The organism is Actinoallomurus sp. NPDC050550 (genome assembly GCF_040655075.1).
Taxonomy (GTDB): domain Bacteria; phylum Actinomycetota; class Actinomycetes; order Streptosporangiales; family Streptosporangiaceae; genus Actinoallomurus.
The window spans coordinates 74,377-91,584 of record NZ_JBFAJC010000024.1 but is presented as its reverse complement, the minus strand read 5'-3'; the positions used below and the strand labels follow the sequence as shown (position 1 = coordinate 91,584).

16 protein-coding genes are annotated in these 17,208 nt (G+C 70.3%); 9 read left to right on the top strand and 7 right to left on the bottom strand.

The annotated features are described in order from the left end of the window. Nucleotides 1-35: 35 nt before the first annotated feature. The 3 genes from AB0I04_RS29735 (at nt 36) to AB0I04_RS29725 (ending at nt 2,935) form a co-directional block, all read left to right on the top strand. Nucleotides 36-1,319 carry an MFS transporter gene (locus AB0I04_RS29735; RefSeq protein ID WP_360891489.1) on the top strand — a complete coding sequence of 428 codons (1,284 nt, stop codon included), beginning with the start codon at nt 36-38 and terminating at the stop codon, nt 1,317-1,319. 126 nt (nt 1,320-1,445) lie between these two features. After that, nucleotides 1,446-2,297: a DegV family protein gene (locus AB0I04_RS29730; RefSeq protein WP_360891486.1), complete on the top strand. Its 852-nt coding sequence runs from the start codon at nt 1,446-1,448 to the stop codon at nt 2,295-2,297. A gap of 140 nt (nt 2,298-2,437) precedes the next feature. After that, entirely contained in the window at nt 2,438-2,935 is a 498-nt protein-coding gene (locus AB0I04_RS29725) for a YbaB/EbfC family nucleoid-associated protein (protein ID WP_360891483.1), read from the top strand. A 54-nt stretch (nt 2,936-2,989) separates the two neighbouring features. On the opposite strand, the gene AB0I04_RS29720 is transcribed toward AB0I04_RS29725, so the two are convergent. Both AB0I04_RS29720 and AB0I04_RS29715 read right to left on the bottom strand, forming a co-directional pair. Then, the gene (locus AB0I04_RS29720; protein WP_360891480.1) at nt 2,990-3,694 is read right to left on the bottom strand and encodes a hypothetical protein; all 705 of its coding nucleotides are present in this window, start codon (nt 3,692-3,694) and stop codon (nt 2,990-2,992) included. A 33-nt stretch (nt 3,695-3,727) separates the two neighbouring features. Continuing rightward, nucleotides 3,728-5,056 carry a hypothetical protein gene (locus AB0I04_RS29715; RefSeq protein WP_360891477.1) on the bottom strand — a complete coding sequence of 443 codons (1,329 nt, stop codon included), beginning with the start codon at nt 5,054-5,056 and terminating at the stop codon, nt 3,728-3,730. A gap of 287 nt (nt 5,057-5,343) precedes the next feature. Between AB0I04_RS29715 and AB0I04_RS29710 the strand changes: the two genes are divergently transcribed. Next, complete coding sequence (locus tag AB0I04_RS29710) at nt 5,344-6,135, top strand: helix-hairpin-helix domain-containing protein (RefSeq protein WP_360891474.1); 792 nt, start codon at nt 5,344-5,346, stop codon at nt 6,133-6,135. A 907-nt stretch (nt 6,136-7,042) separates the two neighbouring features. Here AB0I04_RS29710 and AB0I04_RS29705 read toward each other — a convergent pair. After that, the gene (locus AB0I04_RS29705) at nt 7,043-7,246 is read right to left on the bottom strand and encodes a hypothetical protein (protein ID WP_360891471.1); all 204 of its coding nucleotides are present in this window, start codon (nt 7,244-7,246) and stop codon (nt 7,043-7,045) included. A gap of 91 nt (nt 7,247-7,337) precedes the next feature. On the opposite strand from AB0I04_RS29705, the gene AB0I04_RS29700 reads away from it, so the two are divergent. Then, nucleotides 7,338-9,515 (top strand): ComEC/Rec2 family competence protein, encoded by a 2,178-nt coding sequence (locus tag AB0I04_RS29700; protein ID WP_360891468.1) that lies wholly within the window; start codon nt 7,338-7,340, stop codon nt 9,513-9,515. Between the two features lie 198 nt (nt 9,516-9,713). Here the strand turns inward: AB0I04_RS29700 and AB0I04_RS29695 are convergent, their stop codons facing one another. The 3 genes from AB0I04_RS29695 to AB0I04_RS29685 all read right to left on the bottom strand — a co-directional run bounded on the left by AB0I04_RS29695 (nt 9,714) and on the right by AB0I04_RS29685 (nt 12,141). Then, on the bottom strand, nt 9,714-10,238 hold the full coding sequence (locus AB0I04_RS29695) for a hypothetical protein (protein WP_360891465.1): 525 nt from the start codon (nt 10,236-10,238) through the stop codon (nt 9,714-9,716). 37 nt (nt 10,239-10,275) lie between these two features. After that, nucleotides 10,276-10,821, bottom strand: coding sequence for a hypothetical protein (locus tag AB0I04_RS29690; protein WP_360891463.1), 546 nt, complete (start codon nt 10,819-10,821; stop codon nt 10,276-10,278). A gap of 282 nt (nt 10,822-11,103) precedes the next feature. Further along, nucleotides 11,104-12,141: an LLM class flavin-dependent oxidoreductase gene (locus AB0I04_RS29685; RefSeq protein ID WP_360891460.1), complete on the bottom strand. Its 1,038-nt coding sequence runs from the start codon at nt 12,139-12,141 to the stop codon at nt 11,104-11,106. A gap of 337 nt (nt 12,142-12,478) precedes the next feature. Here AB0I04_RS29685 and AB0I04_RS29680 point away from each other — a divergent pair, with 337 nt between their 5' ends. The 3 genes from AB0I04_RS29680 (at nt 12,479) to AB0I04_RS29670 (ending at nt 14,557) form a co-directional block, all read left to right on the top strand. Continuing rightward, complete coding sequence (locus AB0I04_RS29680) at nt 12,479-12,967, top strand: hypothetical protein (protein WP_360891457.1); 489 nt, start codon at nt 12,479-12,481, stop codon at nt 12,965-12,967. A gap of 49 nt (nt 12,968-13,016) precedes the next feature. Then, a complete protein-coding gene (holA, locus tag AB0I04_RS29675; protein ID WP_360891454.1) occupies nt 13,017-13,976 on the top strand; it encodes a DNA polymerase III subunit delta in 960 nt (319 codons plus the stop codon). A gap of 74 nt (nt 13,977-14,050) precedes the next feature. After that, on the top strand, nt 14,051-14,557 hold the full coding sequence (locus AB0I04_RS29670; RefSeq protein WP_360891451.1) for a hypothetical protein: 507 nt from the start codon (nt 14,051-14,053) through the stop codon (nt 14,555-14,557). A gap of 254 nt (nt 14,558-14,811) precedes the next feature. Here AB0I04_RS29670 and rpsT read toward each other — a convergent pair whose 3' ends face one another. Beyond that, on the bottom strand, nt 14,812-15,084 hold the full coding sequence (gene rpsT, locus AB0I04_RS29665) for a 30S ribosomal protein S20 (protein ID WP_345431584.1): 273 nt from the start codon (nt 15,082-15,084) through the stop codon (nt 14,812-14,814). A gap of 220 nt (nt 15,085-15,304) precedes the next feature. Here rpsT and lepA point away from each other — a divergent pair, with 220 nt between their 5' ends. Next, nucleotides 15,305-17,128 (top strand): translation elongation factor 4, encoded by a 1,824-nt coding sequence (lepA, locus tag AB0I04_RS29660; RefSeq protein ID WP_360891448.1) that lies wholly within the window; start codon nt 15,305-15,307, stop codon nt 17,126-17,128. The last annotated feature ends 80 nt before the right edge of the window (nt 17,129-17,208 follow it).

The following is a 17,208-nucleotide window of genomic DNA, read 5'->3' as shown; positions in this document are numbered from 1 at the left end:
CAAGGGAATCGCGCGCGACCATACCCTGAGCGATCGTGATCAATAAGACGACCTCGGAGACGGCCGGTTCGAGGAAGGCACGCGGAGGCGTCGTTCTGATCGGCGCGTTGCTCATCGACGCGGTCGGCAACGGGCTCTTCCTCCCCTTGTCCCTGGTGTTCTTCACCCGGCTCACCGATGTGCCGCTGAGCCTCCTCGGCATCCTGATCAGCGTCGCCAACGTCGTCACACTGCCGGTCCCCGTCTGGGCCGGTGCGCTGGCCGACAGGCTGGGCGCGGTGCCGCTGGTCGTCGCCGCCCAGGTCATGCAGGCGCTGGGCTTCCTCGCCTACAGTCGGGTCGACGAGCCGGTCGGCATCTTTCTCGCGGCGAGCCTGGTGGCCGTGGGCGTGCGGTTCTTCTGGTCGAGCATCTTCACCGCGGTCGCGGACTACGCCGACGCGAGCACCTCCACCCTGAGCACCGACTCGTGGTTCGCCTGGACCAACACGACCCGCACCGTAGGACTCGGCGTGGGGGGTCTGATCACCGGCGCCGTCGCGGCTGACGGCCGTGCCGTCGCCTACCGCGCCGTCGCCTACGGTGCGGCCGCCTGCTTCACCGTGGCCGCCGCCGCGATCACCGTCTTCGTCCGCGCACCACGGTTCCGCCACGAAGGCGAACAAGCCCGGTCCGGATATGGAACGCTCCTCCGAGACCGTCCGTTCCTCGCGCTGACCGGCATCAACACGGTCCTGGCGATGACGAGCATGATGCTCGCCCTGGGGTTGCCCACCTTCGTACTCACCGGCCTGCACGGGCCGGCGTGGATCACCTCCGCGCTTTTCGTGGGCAACACCGTTCTGGTCTCGGTCCTGGCCGCCCCCGTCGTCAAACGGCTCGCCGGCTACCGGCGCACCCGAGCCGTCATGACCGCGGCCGCCCTGTGGGCCGTGTGGTGCCTCCTGCTGTCCGGTCTCGCGCCAGGCCGCCACGCCTGGGTGATCCCCGTGCTGGTCGGTTCCACAGCACTGTTCACCCTTGCCGAAATGCTGCATGCGCCCGTCTCGATCGCGCTCGCGACCGCGATGTCTCCCCCCGAGTTCAGGGGCCGCTACATGGCCGCTTACCAATACTCATTCACCATCGCCGGGATCATCGCGCCGACGTTCTTCGCCACGCTGTTCGACCTCCACCGCGCCCTGCCGTGGGTCGCCCTTGGCATGATCGACTGCCTCGCCATCGTCGCCATACGGATGCTGGAGCCGAGTCTGCCGCCCGGGGTGCAGCATGACTTCGCCGCCGAGGTCGGCGGCGGTCACACGGAGCGTTCGGTTTGAGCGGCGTCGGCGGGTTACGGAGGGCGCCGCCATGTCCGCCGAGACCTGGCTGCACGGCTCGGCGACGGTGACGCGCGGCCTTCCGGGTTCAGACGCTTATGTCGCTTACAGCCCTACACTCCCGGTATGACAGCAGCGGTCGCGGTCGTCACTGATTCCACCGCTTACCTCCCTGACGAACTGGTCGCGGCGCACGGCGTCACCGTCGTGCCGTTGCAGGTCGGAGTCGGCGGAGAGACGTTCGAGGAGGGCCTGGGCCGTACGGCTGCCGAGGCCGCCCAGGGGTTCCGCGACTGGCGGCCCGTCACGACGTCCCGGCCGTCGCCGGAGAGCTTCGCGGACGCCTTCCGCAAGGCGGCGGAGTCGGGGGCCTCTGGGGTGGTGTCCGTCCACCTGTCCGCGGAGATGTCGGGTACCGTCGAGTCGGCTCGGCTGGCCGCCAAGGAGGCGCCGATCCCGGTTCGCGTAGTGGACAGCCGATCGCTCGGCATGGGGCTCGGCTTCTCGGTCCTGGCCGCTGCCCGGGCGGCGGTCGCCGGCGGCGACCTCGACGCCGTGGCCGATGCCGCGGTACGCCGGATCCGGGCGACCCGCTCGTTGTTCTACGTCGACACGCTCGAACATCTGCGCCGGGGCGGCCGGATCGGCGCGGCGGCGACCCTCCTGGGCTCCGCACTGATGATCAAGCCGCTGCTGCGCATCGCCGACGGGCGCATCGCGCCGCTCGAGAAGGTCCGTACCACCTCGCGAGCGCTCGCCAGGCTGGAGGAACTGGCCGTCGAACTCGCCGGCGACCGCCCCGTCGACGCCGCCGTCCAGCACCTGGCCGCGCCCGTACGGGCCGCCGCCCTCGCCGGTCACCTGCGGGAACGCATCCCGCAGGTGCACGACCTGTACGTCGGTGAGGTGGGTCCGGTCATCGGCGCGCACGTCGGCCCGGGAATGCTCGGCGTGGTCGTGTCCCGCCGGGAGCAGTGAGCCATCCACGATCGGTGGTGGGGCGTCGCATGTCGTCATGGCTCGGGCGGCAGCACGTAACCTCCCACACGGTCGTAGAGGCGAACGGCGGCGGGATGCACGGCCGCGGAGCCGGCGGCGTGCGGTTTTGTGGAGCCCGGATGGTGTTTAAGGCGATAATCGGCAGTCGGGTGAATATAGAGGGGGATGCCGTGGAGAGTTTCGGGGATTTCGCCAATATCGATGTCGACAAGCTGCTCAGCGGGGCGCACGAACGTATGGCGCGCGTCCACGAGATGCAGGAGCAGCTGGCCGACCTCGTCGGGCAGGCGGAGGGTGCCGACGGACGCGTCAAGGCGACGTACACCATGGCCGGTGGGCTGACCGATCTCGACATCGATCCACGGGCCTTGCGCATGGGATCCAAGGATCTCGCGGCCGCCATCAAGGCGACGGTCCACGAGGCGGCGCAGGACCTGCAGCGTCAGGTCGGGGAGGTCATGAGCGAGGTCTTCGGCGAGGCGGACAATCCGATGAAGCTCGTCGGTGACCGGGACGCCGCCATGGCCAAGGTGAAAGAGGCGCAGGCCGCCTACGACCGTACGATGCAGGATGTCATGGGCGAAGTCGACGCCGTCCGCAAACGCCTCGGCCTGTGAGCATCCGCCCAGCGCCGGGAAGGACGACCGCCCGGCGCTGGGCGTCACCAAAGATCAGTTCGTCGGCGGCACCTGCGTGTTCGGGTCCGTCGGCATGCCCGGGCTCGACGGCATGAGGGTCGCCTGCTGGAAGTTGACCGGGCCCTTACCGGTCGGGTTCGTCGCCTTGTGGCTTGAGTACATGTAGACCCCCATACCGGCGCCGATGATGCCGGCGATCGTCATTATGGCGGTCTTCAGGCTGACGCAGGAGGCGGACACGATGGTGTCGCACATCGCGGCGAAGATGGTGGCGTCAGACTCCAGCGTGACCCCGCCGACGATGGTCCACACGCTCGCCGCGATGAGAGTCGCCCATACCGCGAGGAGCGTCCCGATGGCGAGGGCGAGCACCGCGAACGCGAAGAACGCGTATCCGGCGATCTTCAGCATCCCGCCGACGTCATCGGTGAACTGATGAACCTTCGTCAGCTCCTCTTTGTACTTGTCCAGCGCCGTCTGGAACGCCTCGCGGCCGCCCTCCTGCCACTTGTCCTCAGGCACCCCCTTGGCCAGCTCGTCCAACTTCGTGCCGACTTCCTGGAGCTGATGCGCGGTCGTCTTCCAGTCGCTGCCCGCGTTGTCCATCTGACCGGGATCCGAGTACGCCAGAAACATCTCGGGGATCAGGGGCCAGGCTGCGGGCACCACCTTTGCGGCCCACATCGTCTCCGCGATGGCCACCATGCACATCCACTTGCCCTTTTCCAACATGCTCATGTCGACGTTCTCCTCATGTGACCAAGCCGGCCGTCACTGCTGCGTCTGCACGGTGCTGGCGTTCTCGCCGTCCTGCCACGTCTTGGCGTTCGTGCCGAGCGTCTGCTGCCAGCTCGTGAGCATGGACCGGCCCATCTTCACGTAGTCGGTCGCGCTGTCCCGTACGGTGTTGTGCGCCATGTTCAGCGGAAAACCGAGCACGCCGAACGCCGGCCAGCCCACGCTGATCTTGGACGCATTCTCGTGCGCGGTGTCCATTGCCCTGCCCGCATCGCGGTCGATGTCGTCGCCGAGCTTCTTGATCGCCTGAGGATCGCCGTTGCGCTGCCCGCCGCCCGCACCCTTCGGCGGCTGTGGAGTGGTCGGCTTACCGCCCCCACCTCCTGAAGGGCCACCGCCCCCCGACGGACCGCCGCCCCCGGAAGGACTGCCGCCGCCTCCGGAAGGGTTGCCGCCCCCGGCCGACGGCGTCTTCGGCGAGGAGGCCTTGTCGCCGTCCTTGCCCTTACCGTCCTGGCCTGTCCCGTCCTTGCCGTTCGGGTCGGCTCCGGGTGCTTTGCCCTGACCGTCCTTTGACGTACCGTCACCCGGCTTGGCCTTGTCGACCTTGACCTTCACGTCTCCGTGCTTGCCGCGTGACACGTCGATCGAGACGTGCTTGCCCGGATCGACGTGGACGCGGATGTCATGCGGGTTGTGCGGGCCCTTGCGGATAAGGACGTCGAGGCTGCCATCGGGGTTCTTGGTGGTGACGACCTGAGGTGCGTGCTTCCCGAAGCCGTGCTCGGAGAGGTCCGCCGCGGCGGCGTGCGCGCCCTCACCTTTGATGTGCTGCGGTTGCTGGTCCTGCCCCTTGCCGGAAGGGTGGCCGGTGTCCGCGACGCCGTTCGTGAGATTCTTGCCGGAAGGGTGGTCGGTGTTCGACACGCCGTTCGTGAGGTCCTTGCCGGACGAACCGTCACCGTGGTGAGCGTGTTCGGCTCCCGGCCGACCGTCGCTCTGCTGGCCGTGACCCTTCTCGGAGGCGGCCCCGTGCTGTCCGGCGCCGCCCGCGTCCGAACCGGTGCCGGAGTGGGAGACCTTCGCGGAGCCATCGGCCAGGACATCGACCTTCAAGCCGTCGTCACCGGCCGCGACCGCGTGCCCGTCGACGAACACCTGTGCGTCGGAGTCGGACGGCACCTGACCCTTTCCGGCGTCCGTCCCGCTCGGGACCGTGTATCGGTCGGGAGCCGCGGTGTTCTGGACGCTCCCTCCCTGCCGGGTGGCCAACGAGGGATCCGCGGATCCGGTGTGAGAGCCCGCGTCCGCCGTCTGATCAGATGAGCCGTTCAACAGCATGTCGATGCGGTTCTCGCTCATGGGACTCCGATCACAGGCAAGGTGTCGCTCACGCCGGAATTAGACCACACGATTAGATATCCGGTTCCCCGGCCGACCTACTCTTCATGACTCATGTTCGAGGAGTCGTCAACGGCATCGATCACGGGTCGTCCGATGAGGTCTGTGTGACTCCCCACCGGAGAGAGGCCGCGGTCATCGCGCACTCGGCCCGGTCCGCATGGCCGTCCCTCGCCGCTTGGAGCGAGTTATCCACAGTCCGCATCGAGTTGGTCGCGGTGGGTCATCGGCCCGTTAGCGTCGGGCTCATGTCCAGCTCCGATGGCAGCGCCTTTGATCGACTACGTGACGTCTTCCGTCCGCCGCAGTCGTTCGGGCCCGACGACGCGGACCCGCAACCGCCGGGAGCGGTGTTACGGGCCTCGCCCCAGAACCCCGGGAAGCGGGTGCGGCTCGACCCGGGCGTCCCGGGGATCCGTGTGCTGGCGGTCGTCGGTCTCGTCGCGGCGCTCGTGGCGGGTGCGTATCTCTGGTGGTCGCGTCCGGAGCCCCGGTCGGCCCCACCGGTCGTCGTCAGTCCCGCTGCGCACCGGTCCGCTCCGATGGACGCGTCGGCGCCGAGCCCCGCCGTGCCGACCGTGGCCGCCGCACCGACCTCCTCGTTGTCGCCGGTGCTGATCGACGTCGCCGGGAAGGTACGGCATCCGGGTGTGGTGAGCCTGCCCGCCGGCGCCCGGGTCATCGATGCGATCAAGGCGGCCGGCGGGGTCCGGCCCGGCGCCGAGACGGGCACGCTCAATCTGGCCCGCCGCGTCGTGGACGGTGAGCAGATCCTCGTCGGAGTGGGCGCCCCGCCCGCGCCCGCCGCCCCACCCGGGGCGCCGCCCGGCGCCACGGTTCCGGGCGGTACGCCGGTCGACCTCAACACCGCCAATGCCGCCCAACTCGACCAGCTCCCCGGCGTGGGTCCCGTGCTGGCCCAGCGCATCGTCGACTACCGCACCCAGCACGGACCGTTCCGTTCGGTCGACGAGCTGCGTCAGGTGTCCGGCATCGGAGCCGCCAAGTTCGGGGACCTCAAAGGGCTCGTGACCGTGTGAACGCACCGTCACGGATGGCTCACCGGCCCTTCCGAACCGAGCCGCGATGCGCCGACCGCAGGCGCGCCGACTGAGGGCAGAGGGGCGGTCGGGCTGCGCCACCGACGGGCGGCCCGGTGCCGGGGAGCCGCGGAGCAGCCGGGGAGGTACCGCTGGCGGTCGGCGGCGTGCCCGGGACGGCCGAGAAGTGCTCGGCGCTGCGGAGGGGTCGGGGGCCCGGTGCCGCGGAGCGGCGGGGCAATCAGGGGCACCAGTGCTGCGGAACGCGAGGGAGGTCGCGGTGGACCATTGCCGAGCGGCAGGGCGTCCGAGGAACGGCCGGGCGGTGGGGGGGAGCGCGCCGTCGACGGGTGGCAGAGGGGCAGCGAACAGCGGGCCCGCCGAGGGACGCATGTCGGGGAAACGGAGGTCGAGAGCCGGCTGCCGGAAACCGGTGGGGCGGGTCGTGGATCGGCCGGCGGCACGTGGTGCGGTGCCGGGGGAAACGGTCAAGCGATCGGGGGCCGGGTGCGGGGGAACGGTGGGCGGCCCGGAGGCGGCCCTGGCAGATGAGGAGTGTCGGGGACGACGGAGCGGTGGAGGGTCGGGTGCGGGGGAACGGTGAGGTGGCGGGAGAGGGGCCACTGGCAGGTGGTGCGCTGCCGGGGAACGGTCGAGCGGCCGAGGGCTCGCCGCTGGAGAATGGCCGCGCGGTCGGTGGCCCGGTGTCGGGGGACGGTGAGGGGGCCGGGAGCGGGCCCCCGACGGGCGGCGGTCACGACCTGCGACTGGCCGCCCCGGCGGTCGGTGCCTGGCTGGCGGCCCTCGTGCTGCTCGGGACCGACGCCGCCGTGGCGTACGCGACTGCTGCGGTCGCGGCCCTCGGGGCGGTGCTCCTGGTGGCCATCTCGGCTCGAGACCAGACCTCCTACGTCGTCGGCGCCTCGGCCCGGTCGGCCAGAGGCAGGTTGACATGGGCTCGGTTGGCCGGAGGCCGCTTGAGCGGGGGCGGGGCGATCGTGGGCCGGCCCGTCACGGGTGGGTCGGCGGTGGGCCGGTCGCTCAGGGGCGGGTCGAGCGTGGGTGGGTCCGTCACGGGTGGGTCGACCGTGGGCGGGTCGGTCAGGGGCATGTCGGCCAATGATCGGTCGGCTGCGGATTTGCCGGCCGGGGATCTGTCGGCTGGGGATCTGTCGGCTGGCGGGCGCTCGGCCTTGGGACGTGTGGCCTTTCGGCGGGTCGTGGCGGGCGCGTTGGTGTGCGTCGCGGCGTCGGCGGTGGGGGTGGGGTTCCGGCTGACCGCGGTGGGGTCCGGGCCGGTCCGGGCCTTGGCGGTACGGGAGGTAACGGCGACCCTCGACGCGGTGGTGACCGGCGACCCGGCGGTGTCGGTGAAGGCGGGATCGGCGCGTCGGCGCACGACCGTTCTGGTGCCGGTGCGGGTGGAGGAGGTCGATCGGCGGCGGGTTCGGGTGCCCGTCCTCCTGCTCGCGGGCGACGAGGCATGGAGATCGCTGGTGCCGAGTCAGCACGTCCGCCTGACCGCGCGGCTCGTCGTCCCGCGCCGAGGGGAGCTGCTCGCGGCCATCGGCCTGGTCCGCGGGCCGCCGACGGTCGTCGGCGGGCCGTCGCTCCCGCAGCGGTGGGCGAGCGTCATCCGATCACGGCTGCGGGCGGCAGTAGGCCGGCTCCCGGCCGACCAGCGCGGTGTTCTGCCCGGTCTGGTGGACGGTGACACGTCGCTCCTCGACCCTGAGCTCGCCGACGCGTTCGAGAAGGCCGGGCTCACGCATCTCATGGCGGTCAGCGGCGAGAATCTCTCCCTGCTGATCGGCGCCGTCCTGATGGCGGGCCGCCTCACCGGGCTGGGCCGCCGCGCCCTTCCGCTGTTCGCCGGGGCGACGGTCTTCGGGTTCGTCCTCGTCGCTCGACCGTCGCCGAGCGTCCTGCGCGCGACCGTCATGGGCTCCGTCGCCCTGCTCGCCGTCGTGACCGGCCGGGAGCGCCGTGGGGTCCCGGCGCTCTGCGCGGCCGTCCTCGTGCTGGTCCTGCTCGACCCGGGGCTCGCCCGTTCGTACGGCTTCGCGTTGTCGGCGCTGGCGACCGTCGGCATTCTGATCCTTGCGCCCCCGTGGCGGCGGAGCCTGGCCCGGTGGCTGCCGGGGAGCGTGCCCGGGCGTGTCCTTCGCCGCGTGGCCGGCATGCTGGCGGAGCCATTGGCGGTGTCCGCCGCGGCGCACGTCGCCTGTGCCCCGGTGCTCGTCCTGCTCGACGGCGAGGTGGGCCTGGTCGCCGTGCCGGCCAATCTGCTGGCCGCTCCGGCGGTGGGGCCCGCGACGCTGCTCGGTGTGCTGGCCGCCGCCGTCGCGCCGATGTCCCTGTCCATCGCCCGATGGATCGTCGTACCGGCCGGGCTGGCGGTCGGCTGGATCGCAGGCGTCGCACGGGTGTGCGCCCGCGCGCCGTACGCCGCGGTCGCCTGGCCGGCCGGGCCCGTCGGGGCGGCGCTGCTGGCGGTGGTGTTCATCGTCGGCGCGCTCACCCTGCGTCGGCCCGGGGCGCGCAGGGTCGCCGCCGCCGCGATGGCCGGGGTCGCCGTCGTGGCCCTGATCGTCCACGTCTGGGCACCTGGCTGGCCGCCACGCGGCTGGCGGTTCGTGGCCTGCGATGTCGGCCAGGGCGATGCGCTCGTGCTGGCGGCGGGGCCCGGCCGGGCGGTGGTCGTCGACACCGGTCCCGACCCCCGGCCGATCGACCGTTGCCTGAGCGACCTTCGGATCCGTGCCGTGCCGCTGCTCGTGCTGACCCACCCGCACGCCGACCACGTGGACGGCGTGCGCGGCGTCCTGCGCGGGCGCGCGGTCGGCGAGACCGTGATCAGTCCGGACAGCGAAGGGGAGGAGCGTCGTCTGCTCACCGGGAGGCGGGTCCGCCCGGCGGGCATCGGTGACGTCTGGAGGGTCGGGCCGCTGACGCTCGGCGTCATCGGCCCCCTGACCACCCTGCGAGTGTCGACCCGCGACCCCGGAACGCTGGTCAACGATGCCAGCGTGGTGCTCCTCGCCCGCTGGCCGGGCCTGAGCGCGCTCCTCTGCGGAGACGTCGAGACCGAGGCACAGCGGAGACTACTGGCGGCCGGGATGCCTCAGGCCACCATCTTGAAGGTTCCACATCACGGATCGTCTCACCAGGATCCTGACTTCCTGGCCGCCGCGCATGCGCGCATCGCCGTCACATCGGTCGGGGTGGACAACGACTACGGTCATCCGGCACCCGCGACGATGGCCCTTCTGGCCCGCATCGGTCTGCGGAGCTACCGCACGGACCGCGACGGCGACATCGCCGTCATCGGCTCCCACGACGGCCCCACGGTCGTCACCCGGCGACCGGGATCCGGATAACGGGATCACGCGGCTCCTGTCCTGCCGCGCGGTACGGCCCCACCGCAGCACGGCCTCACGCGGCTGACTGAACGCCCGGCGTGCGCGTCGCCGGTGGCCGGGTCCGGGGAGTCGCGTGCGGCTTGCCGATGGTCGGCACCGACGAGGCGCATGCAGTAGGCGCTGACGAGGCGCCTGCGGTTCGACTGGGGGACGGCGTTAGACCGTCTTGTTGATCGCCCAGATGTCGTGCGAGTCGTAGTTCCGTGGGAAGGAGTTGCCGTCGATCATGCAGGACTTGTTGCTCTTCCGGTGGCCGAGGTCTCCGGTGTGGCCCACCTCGTGGCAGCCGAGGCTCTCCCAGGCGCTCGTCGAGCGGGACCCCATCGCGGATTGATTGAAATGGACGCTGAAGCTTCCGCACTTCGGACCGTTACGAACCTCGCACCGTGTCTGGCCGAACCAGCCGGTGTTTCCGTACTTCCCGTCGAAGAAGTGGATGTCGCCACTTCCCCATTTCGTCGTTATCTTGCTGCGCTCCAGCTGCTGCTTGCCGTGCTTCATCGCCGCCGTGCCCTTGGCGGTCAGGCTGTGCCCTTGGAAGTCCTGGGTCTTGTTGTCCGGGAGTCCCGAACCCTTGAACTGGTGGTCCGCATAAGATGCCGGAGCCCCGAACACGGCGATGACCGCCGTGCAGCCGGCGATGGCCGCGATGCGCGCCGAAGAGATTCGCATAATCGTCATGCGCCTTCCGTGAGGATCGACTGAGTCTTGGCGTTCGCTATCGAGGCACCGGGACGGCGCGGAGGTGGCCGGCGCGGTACTCGTCGGAGGCCTTTCGCAAGGAGGTGCGGAAAGTGGTCTCCGACTGCCTCTCGACCGCTTCGTGAATGGGGTTGTCCTCCGCCGCGGTCGGGGCCAGTCGAGAGCTCTTGACCGACACGCGTCCCTGCGTGCTGACCAGCCGGAACCGCGCCGGTCCCTCGTCGATCCTCCGGAGGAAATAGTAGTTCTCGTCTCCGGTCTTGCTCCAGGTGACGCCTTCGATCTGAAAGCCGTGCCCGCGGTCGTCCCAGCCCCACTCGTCGAGCGTCACCGTGGCCGGCGTGGTGCCGGTCTTGTTGAGGAAGACCTGTTCGACCGTGATCACCACGTCCCGTACGCGCTGCCCGTCCATGCCGCTGCTGCCGATGTGGCGGCCAGGAGTGATCCGGGTGACGCGGCCGCGGATCACCAGGTCCGATGAAGCGGTCATCGTCGGCACATCGTCGTATGTCTCGACCTCTTTGACGGCCGCGACCTCCCGCGGCTTGACGTCGAGTTTCACTGCGGAGACATTCGTTGATCCCGCGTCGGCGCGTGCGGGTGCGGCCGCCGATGACCGTTCGGCCGGGGACGAGCAAGCGGCCAGCGACGTTATGGCCGCGACGACGAGAAGCGGGCTCAGGCGACGGCCGGAGCTTTTGAATTTCACCACGAAGACCTTTCGACGTGCGTCATTCCCCGCGATGCGCGACCGGATCAGACGGTCAGTATGTTCGTCGGTCTTTATGTGGTGAAGAGACCTTGGGCCTAATCGGATTAGGCCTCCGGTCCCGGTGAAACGGTCTCAGACGGCGGCCGGATCCTGCGATCCACTCGTGGTGAGGACCTCTTTGACCAGCTCGTACGAGCGCAGTCGCGCGGCCGGATCACCGACGTTCGTGGAGATCATCAGTTCGTCCGGGCGGGTGCGGTCCAGCAGTTCAAGGAGCCCCTTGCGAACCGTTTCGGGGCCGCCGATCACGTGCGACTCCGTGATCGCGCCGATGGCCTCGCGTTCCTGGGGCGTGTACGGGTGGGCCAGCGCCTCCTCCGGCGTCGGCAGCAGACCGGGTCTCCCGGCGCGGAGCCGCAGCATCGACAGGCCTATGGGAGCGGCCAGCCGTTCCGCCTCCTCGTCCGTCTCGGCGCCGACGACGGCGGCGGTCACCATGACACGCGGACGGGACAGCGACTCGGACGGCTGGAACGTCGAGCGGTACAGCTCCAGCGCGGGCTCGGTGAACCGCGCGCTGAAATGGTGGGCGAACGCGAACGGCAGCCCGAGCGCACCCGCGAGCTGCGCACTGTAGCCGCTCGAACCCAGCAGCCAGATCTCCGGTGGGTTCTCGCCCGCGGGCACCGCCCGGATGCCGAGGGAGGAGCCGGCGAGGAACGCCCTCAACTCCGCCAGGTGCCGTGGGAAGTCCTCGACGTCCAGGTCGGCGGTCCGCCGCAGCGCGTACGCGGTGGCCTGATCGGTGCCGGGCGCCCGGCCGATGCCGAGGTCGACGCGGCCCGGGTGCAGTGCTTCGAGCATGCCGAACTGCTCTGCCACGACCAGAGGCGCGTGGTTGGGCAGCATCACCCCGCCCGAGCCGACCCGGAGCGTGGACGTCGCCTCGGCGAGATGCGCGATCAGGACCGGCGGCGAAGAGCTGGCGATACCGGGCATGTTGTGGTGTTCGGCGACCCAGAACCGGTGATATCCGAGTCGCTCCACCGCACGGGCCAGCTCGATGCTGGCTCGCAGCGCGGCACCGGGGGTGGTCTGCGTGTCCACCGGCACGAGGTCGAGCACGGACAGGCGTATGTCATTGAGTTCGAGCACATTCGAACAACCCATGGGCGGCTCCCTGGATTCCGGACCTGACCGATCCGGGCGCCGGGACTTGGCCGGAGCGGCCCGCCCATCCACCGCGACCGAGTGCGGGGAGCCGCCTCGCGCCGTCCGCAGGGCCCGGGAATCCGCCGTGCTCTCGGCGTGGCTGGAGTGGGTCGCGCTGTCGGCGGGCCCGGGAATCCCCCGTGCCCTCGGCGTGGCTGGAGTCCGCCGTGCCGTGGGCAGGGTCCTGGAGCCTGCCGCGCCGCCGTATGGCTGAGGGTCGCGTGAGGCATCCCGGTTCCGTATCGACACCGTTCGCCTGTGCCGAGATGTCCTGATCACCGGGCATCATTGGACAATGCCCCGAGGAACGTCCCGAGTCCCCCAACCGCACGGATTCCTGCCTCGTATCGCGCGTACCCCGCTGTGGTTCTACCACCGGGACCTCGGTTTTCTTCTGGGGAAGCGGTTCCTCTATCTCGCACACCAGGGGCGGCTGAGCGGGCTGCGCCGCGAGACCGTGCTGGAGGTCGTGAAGCTCGACCATGAGACCGGCGAGGTCATCGTGTTCTCCGGGTGCGGCAACCGCGCCGACTGGGTGAAGAACCTCCGGGCCGGCCGTGCCCTCGAGATCCGCATCGGGCATCTCCGCCTCCTCGAGCCGGAGCATCGCTTCCTGTCCCACGAGGAGCGCCGGGCAGTGCTCGTCGAGTACAAGGAAGTCCGTCCGCTGACCTGGTGGGCACTCGCCCGGCTGACGGGGCTGCCGGGTGACCCGAAGAACGACGACATCGGCGACATGCGCGCCGTCGCCTTCCGCCCGAACCGGTGGGACGTCCCGTCCTGACGGCCGCAGGCGGGCCATGCGGCATGCCGCGACATGGCATGCTGCTTGCGTGTCTTCGGAACGTCTCACCTTGGTCGTCGGTGACGAGGAGCTGCTCGTCGACCGGGCGATCGGCGACGTCGTCGCCGCGGCCCGTGCCCGCGAGCCCGACGTCGAGGTCCACGAGCTGACCCCTGCCACCCTGGCGCCGGGCGCCCTGGCGGAGCTGACGTCGCCCTCGTTGTTCGGCGGCGGGCGCGTGGTCGTCCTCCGCTCGGCCCAGGACTTCGGGAAGGACCTGGCCGCCGAGATCGGACGGTACGCGGCGAACCCGGCCGACGACATCGACCTGGTCGTCGTGCACGCGGGCGGAGCCAAGGGCAAGGCACTACTCGACGCGTTCACCAAGGCGGGCGCCCGCAAGGTCACCTGCCAGAAGATCACACGGCCGGGCGACCGCGTGAGCTTCGTCCGCGCCGAGGTCCGCCGGGCCGGCGGCAACATCGGCGAGGACGCCGCCCGTACCCTCCTCGACGCGGTCGGCACGGATCTACGGGAACTGGCCAGCGCGTGCAGTCAGCTCGTCGCCGACACCGGCGGCAGGATCAACGACGAGGCCGTCGCCCGCTATCACCGGGGACGTGCGGAGGTCAGCGGGTTCACCGTGGCCGACCGGGCGGTGGAGGGGAAGCTCGCCGAGGCCCTCGAGCAGCTCCGCTGGGCGCTGGCCACCGGCGTCGCGCCCGTACTGATCACGAGTGCGCTGGCCCAAGGGGTGCGCTCCCTCGCCAAGGTCGGCGGCGCGCCGCGCGGCCTGCGCGGAGCCGGACTGGCCAAGGAGCTCGGCATGCCGCCCTGGAAGGTCGACCGGGTGCGCGCGCAGCTTCGCGGCTGGGAGCCGGCCGGGGTGGCGCGGGCGCTGCAGGTGGTCGCGGAGACCGACGCGCAGGTCAAGGGCGGCGGCGCCGATCCGGCGTACGCGCTGGAGAAGGCCGTCGCCCAGATCGTCGCCGCCCGCGCGGGCCGCTGACCACCGGTAGAGAGGCAGCCGCCCGGCGATAATTCCGTTTCGCGCGGGTCGGCCCGTACCGCAACCTGATCCTCATGAACAGGATCAGAGAGCCACGTCTCGGCGTCGACTTCGGCCGGGTCGTCCAGGGAGGCGCGGTCGAACCCGGAGAAGAGGACACCGTCTTCCTGAGCGGCGGGTTCGAGGAGGCGATGCGCACTCCGCCAACGCCCGGCGCGTTCGACGTGCTGCCCCGGATCGTCTCACGGTTCGGCGGACGGGTATGGGTGATCTCCAAGTGCGGGGAACGCGTCCAGCGGCGCACCCTGGACTGGCTCGATCACAACGACTTCTACCGGCGTACGGGGGTCCCGCGCGGCAACGTGCGGTTCTGCCGCAAACGCGCCGACAAGGCCGTTCACTGCGCGGAACTCGGCATCACCCACATGATCGACGACCGCCTCGGCGTGCACAACGCGCTACGGGGCCTGGTGCCGCACCTCTATCTGTTCGGCCCGCAGGGCGACTCGCCGCCGGACTGGGTGGAGGCCACGCCGACCTGGACCGACGTCGAACGGGCGATGACGGCGACGCACCCATGACCGCGTCGGGCGACGATCGCCGGCCCGGCACCGCCGCCCGGACGCGGTCCGGGAGCGTATGTGCTCAGGAGACGATGACCGGGCCGGGACCGGCGCCGAGCGAGTAGGCGCTCATGGTGACCCGTGGTGCGGCATCGAGGGCCGATTCGCCGACGGCGGCACGGCCGACTGCGACCGGGCGCCGGGGCGCAGGCAAGCACAGCGACGCCGCGCCCGGACCAGCGGGCACGGCGTCGGTGACGCTTCGGTCTGTCTTACTTGGCGGCCTGCAGCTCGGCGGCGCGCTTGGCGATCGCCGACTTGCGGTTGGCGGCCTGGTTCTTGTGGATGACGCCCTTGCTCACGGCCTTGTCGAGCTTGCGCGAAGCGTGGCGCAGCTCGGCCAGGGTGGCCTCGACGTCACCGGCCTCGGCGGCCTCACGGAACTTGCGGATCGCGGTCTTCAGCTCGGACTTGACCGCCTTGTTGCGCAGGCGAGCCTTCTCGTTCTGCTTGTTCCGCTTGATCTGGGACTTGATGTTCGCCACGAAAGAAGCCTCAGGTCTTAAGTCGATGGGATGGGGGCGCGGGACCTGTCGCGCCCACACGCAGTGGAACAGCCTACCAACCCCACCGGCCCCTCCCCAAACCGAACCCGCCGACCGGTCGCGGAGAGGGCGTCCGCGGGTCGGGCGACGCGCGGCGGGAGCATGGCGCCCGGCATGGGACCATGGAAGACGCTAGATCCGCCACTTCTTGAGGAACCCGGTGCCGCCCGTACCGAACCAGACCGATCCCGCGGTGATCCGCAACTTCTGCATCATCGCGCACATCGACCATGGCAAGTCGACGCTCGCCGACCGCATGCTTCAGCTGACCGGTGTGGTCGAGGAGCGTCAGATGCGCGCTCAGTATCTCGACCGGATGGACATCGAGCGCGAGCGCGGCATCACCATCAAGAGCCAGGCCGTGCGCCTGCCGTGGAAGGACCACGTCCTCAACCTGATCGACACGCCCGGCCACGTCGACTTCTCGTACGAGGTGTCGCGTTCGCTGGCGGCGTGTGAGGGCGCGGTGCTGCTCGTCGACGCGGCGCAGGGCATCGAGGCGCAGACGCTGGCCAACCTCTACCTCGCGCTCGAGGCGGACCTGCACATCATCCCGGTCCTCAACAAGATCGACCTGCCCGCCGCACAGCCGGACAAGTACGCCGAGGAGCTCGCCGGCATCATCGGCTGCGACCCGTCCGAGGTGCTGCGCGTGTCGGGCAAGACGGGCGAGGGCGTCGCGGACCTGCTCGACAACATCCTCGAGACGGTCCCGGCGCCGGTGGGCGACCCGGACGCTCCGGCCCGCGCGATGATCTTCGACTCGGTGTACGACACCTACCGGGGCGTCGTCACGTACGTGCGAGTCATCGACGGGCACCTGTCGCGGCGCGAGAAGAGCCTGATGATGTCCACGAAGGCCGCGCACGACACCCTCGAGGTGGGTGTGATCTCGCCGGAGCCCAAGCCGGTCACCGGTCTCGGCGTCGGCGAGGTGGGCTACCTCATCACCGGGGTGAAGGACGTCCGTCAGGCCCGGGTGGGCGACACGGTGACGAGCGCCTCCGGCCCGGCGGCGGAGCCGCTCGGCGGCTATCAGGATCCAAAGCCGATGGTGTTCTCCGGCCTCTACCCGGTGGACGGCGACGACTATCCCGAGCTGCGCGACGCGCTCGACAAGCTGCGCCTCAACGACGCCGCGCTGATCTACGAGCCGGAGACGTCCCTGGCGCTGGGTTTCGGGTTCCGCTGCGGCTTCCTCGGCCTGCTGCACATGGAGATCGTGCGCGAGCGGCTGGAGCGGGAGTTCGACCTGTCGCTCATCTCCACCGCGCCGAACGTCGTCTACCGCGTGGAGATGGAGAACGCCGAGGAGCACCGGGTCACCAACCCGAGCGAGTTCCCCGAGGGCAAGATCGCCGCGGTGTACGAGCCGATCGTGAAGGCGACCATCCTGTCGCCGAGCGACCACATCGGCGCGATCATGGAGCTGTGCCAGGGCCGGCGCGGCGTCCTGCTCGGCATGGACTACCTGTCGGAGGACCGCGTCGAGATCCGCTACACCCTCCCGCTGGCCGAGATCATCTTCGACTTCTTCGACCAGCTGAAGTCGCGCACCCGCGGATACGCCTCGCTCGACTACGAGCCGAGCGGCGAGCAGGAGTCCGACCTGGTCAAGGTGGACATCCTGCTGCAGGGCGAGTCGGTGGACGCCTTCAGCCAGATCGTCCACAAGGACAAGGCCCGCGAGTACGGCCTGATGATGACGGCCAAGCTCAAGGAGCTCATCCCGCGGCAGCAGTTCGAGGTTCCGATCCAGGCGGCGATCGGCGCGCGGATCATCGCCCGGGAGAACATCCGCGCCATCCGCAAGGACGTCCTCGCCAAGTGCTACGGCGGTGACATCTCCCGTAAGCGCAAGCTGCTGGAGAAGCAGAAGGAGGGCAAGAAGCGGATGAAGACCATCGGCCGGGTCGACGTCCCGCAGGAGGCCTTCGTCGCCGCGCTGTCGACCGGCGCGGCCACCGCCGAGAAGAAGAAGTAGTCACCGCGCCGCCGGACCGTCTCGGCCGCTCCCGCCCGGCGCGCCGGGACCGGTTCACGCGTCTTCGGATCGGCTCCACC

What these genes read in the sequence shown, in the direction of transcription:
- AB0I04_RS29710 (WP_360891474.1), top strand. Translation starts at nt 5,344, where the DNA reads ATGTCCAGCTCCGATGGCAGCGCCTTTGATCGACTACGTGACGTCTTC.
- AB0I04_RS29685 (WP_360891460.1), bottom strand. Translation starts at nt 12,141, where the DNA reads ATGGGTTGTTCGAATGTGCTCGAACTCAATGACATACGCCTGTCCGTG.
- AB0I04_RS29670 (WP_360891451.1), top strand. Translation starts at nt 14,051, where the DNA reads ATGAACAGGATCAGAGAGCCACGTCTCGGCGTCGACTTCGGCCGGGTC.
- AB0I04_RS29695 (WP_360891465.1), bottom strand. Translation starts at nt 10,238, where the DNA reads ATGACGATTATGCGAATCTCTTCGGCGCGCATCGCGGCCATCGCCGGC.
- AB0I04_RS29720 (WP_360891480.1), bottom strand. Translation starts at nt 3,694, where the DNA reads ATGAGCATGTTGGAAAAGGGCAAGTGGATGTGCATGGTGGCCATCGCG.
- AB0I04_RS29705 (WP_360891471.1), bottom strand. Translation starts at nt 7,246, where the DNA reads ATGCCCCTGACCGACCCGCCCACGGTCGACCCACCCGTGACGGACCCA.
- AB0I04_RS29680 (WP_360891457.1), top strand. Translation starts at nt 12,479, where the DNA reads ATGCCCCGAGGAACGTCCCGAGTCCCCCAACCGCACGGATTCCTGCCT.
- AB0I04_RS29730 (WP_360891486.1), top strand. Translation starts at nt 1,446, where the DNA reads ATGACAGCAGCGGTCGCGGTCGTCACTGATTCCACCGCTTACCTCCCT.
- AB0I04_RS29715 (WP_360891477.1), bottom strand. Translation starts at nt 5,056, where the DNA reads ATGAGCGAGAACCGCATCGACATGCTGTTGAACGGCTCATCTGATCAG.
- AB0I04_RS29725 (WP_360891483.1), top strand. Translation starts at nt 2,438, where the DNA reads ATGGTGTTTAAGGCGATAATCGGCAGTCGGGTGAATATAGAGGGGGAT.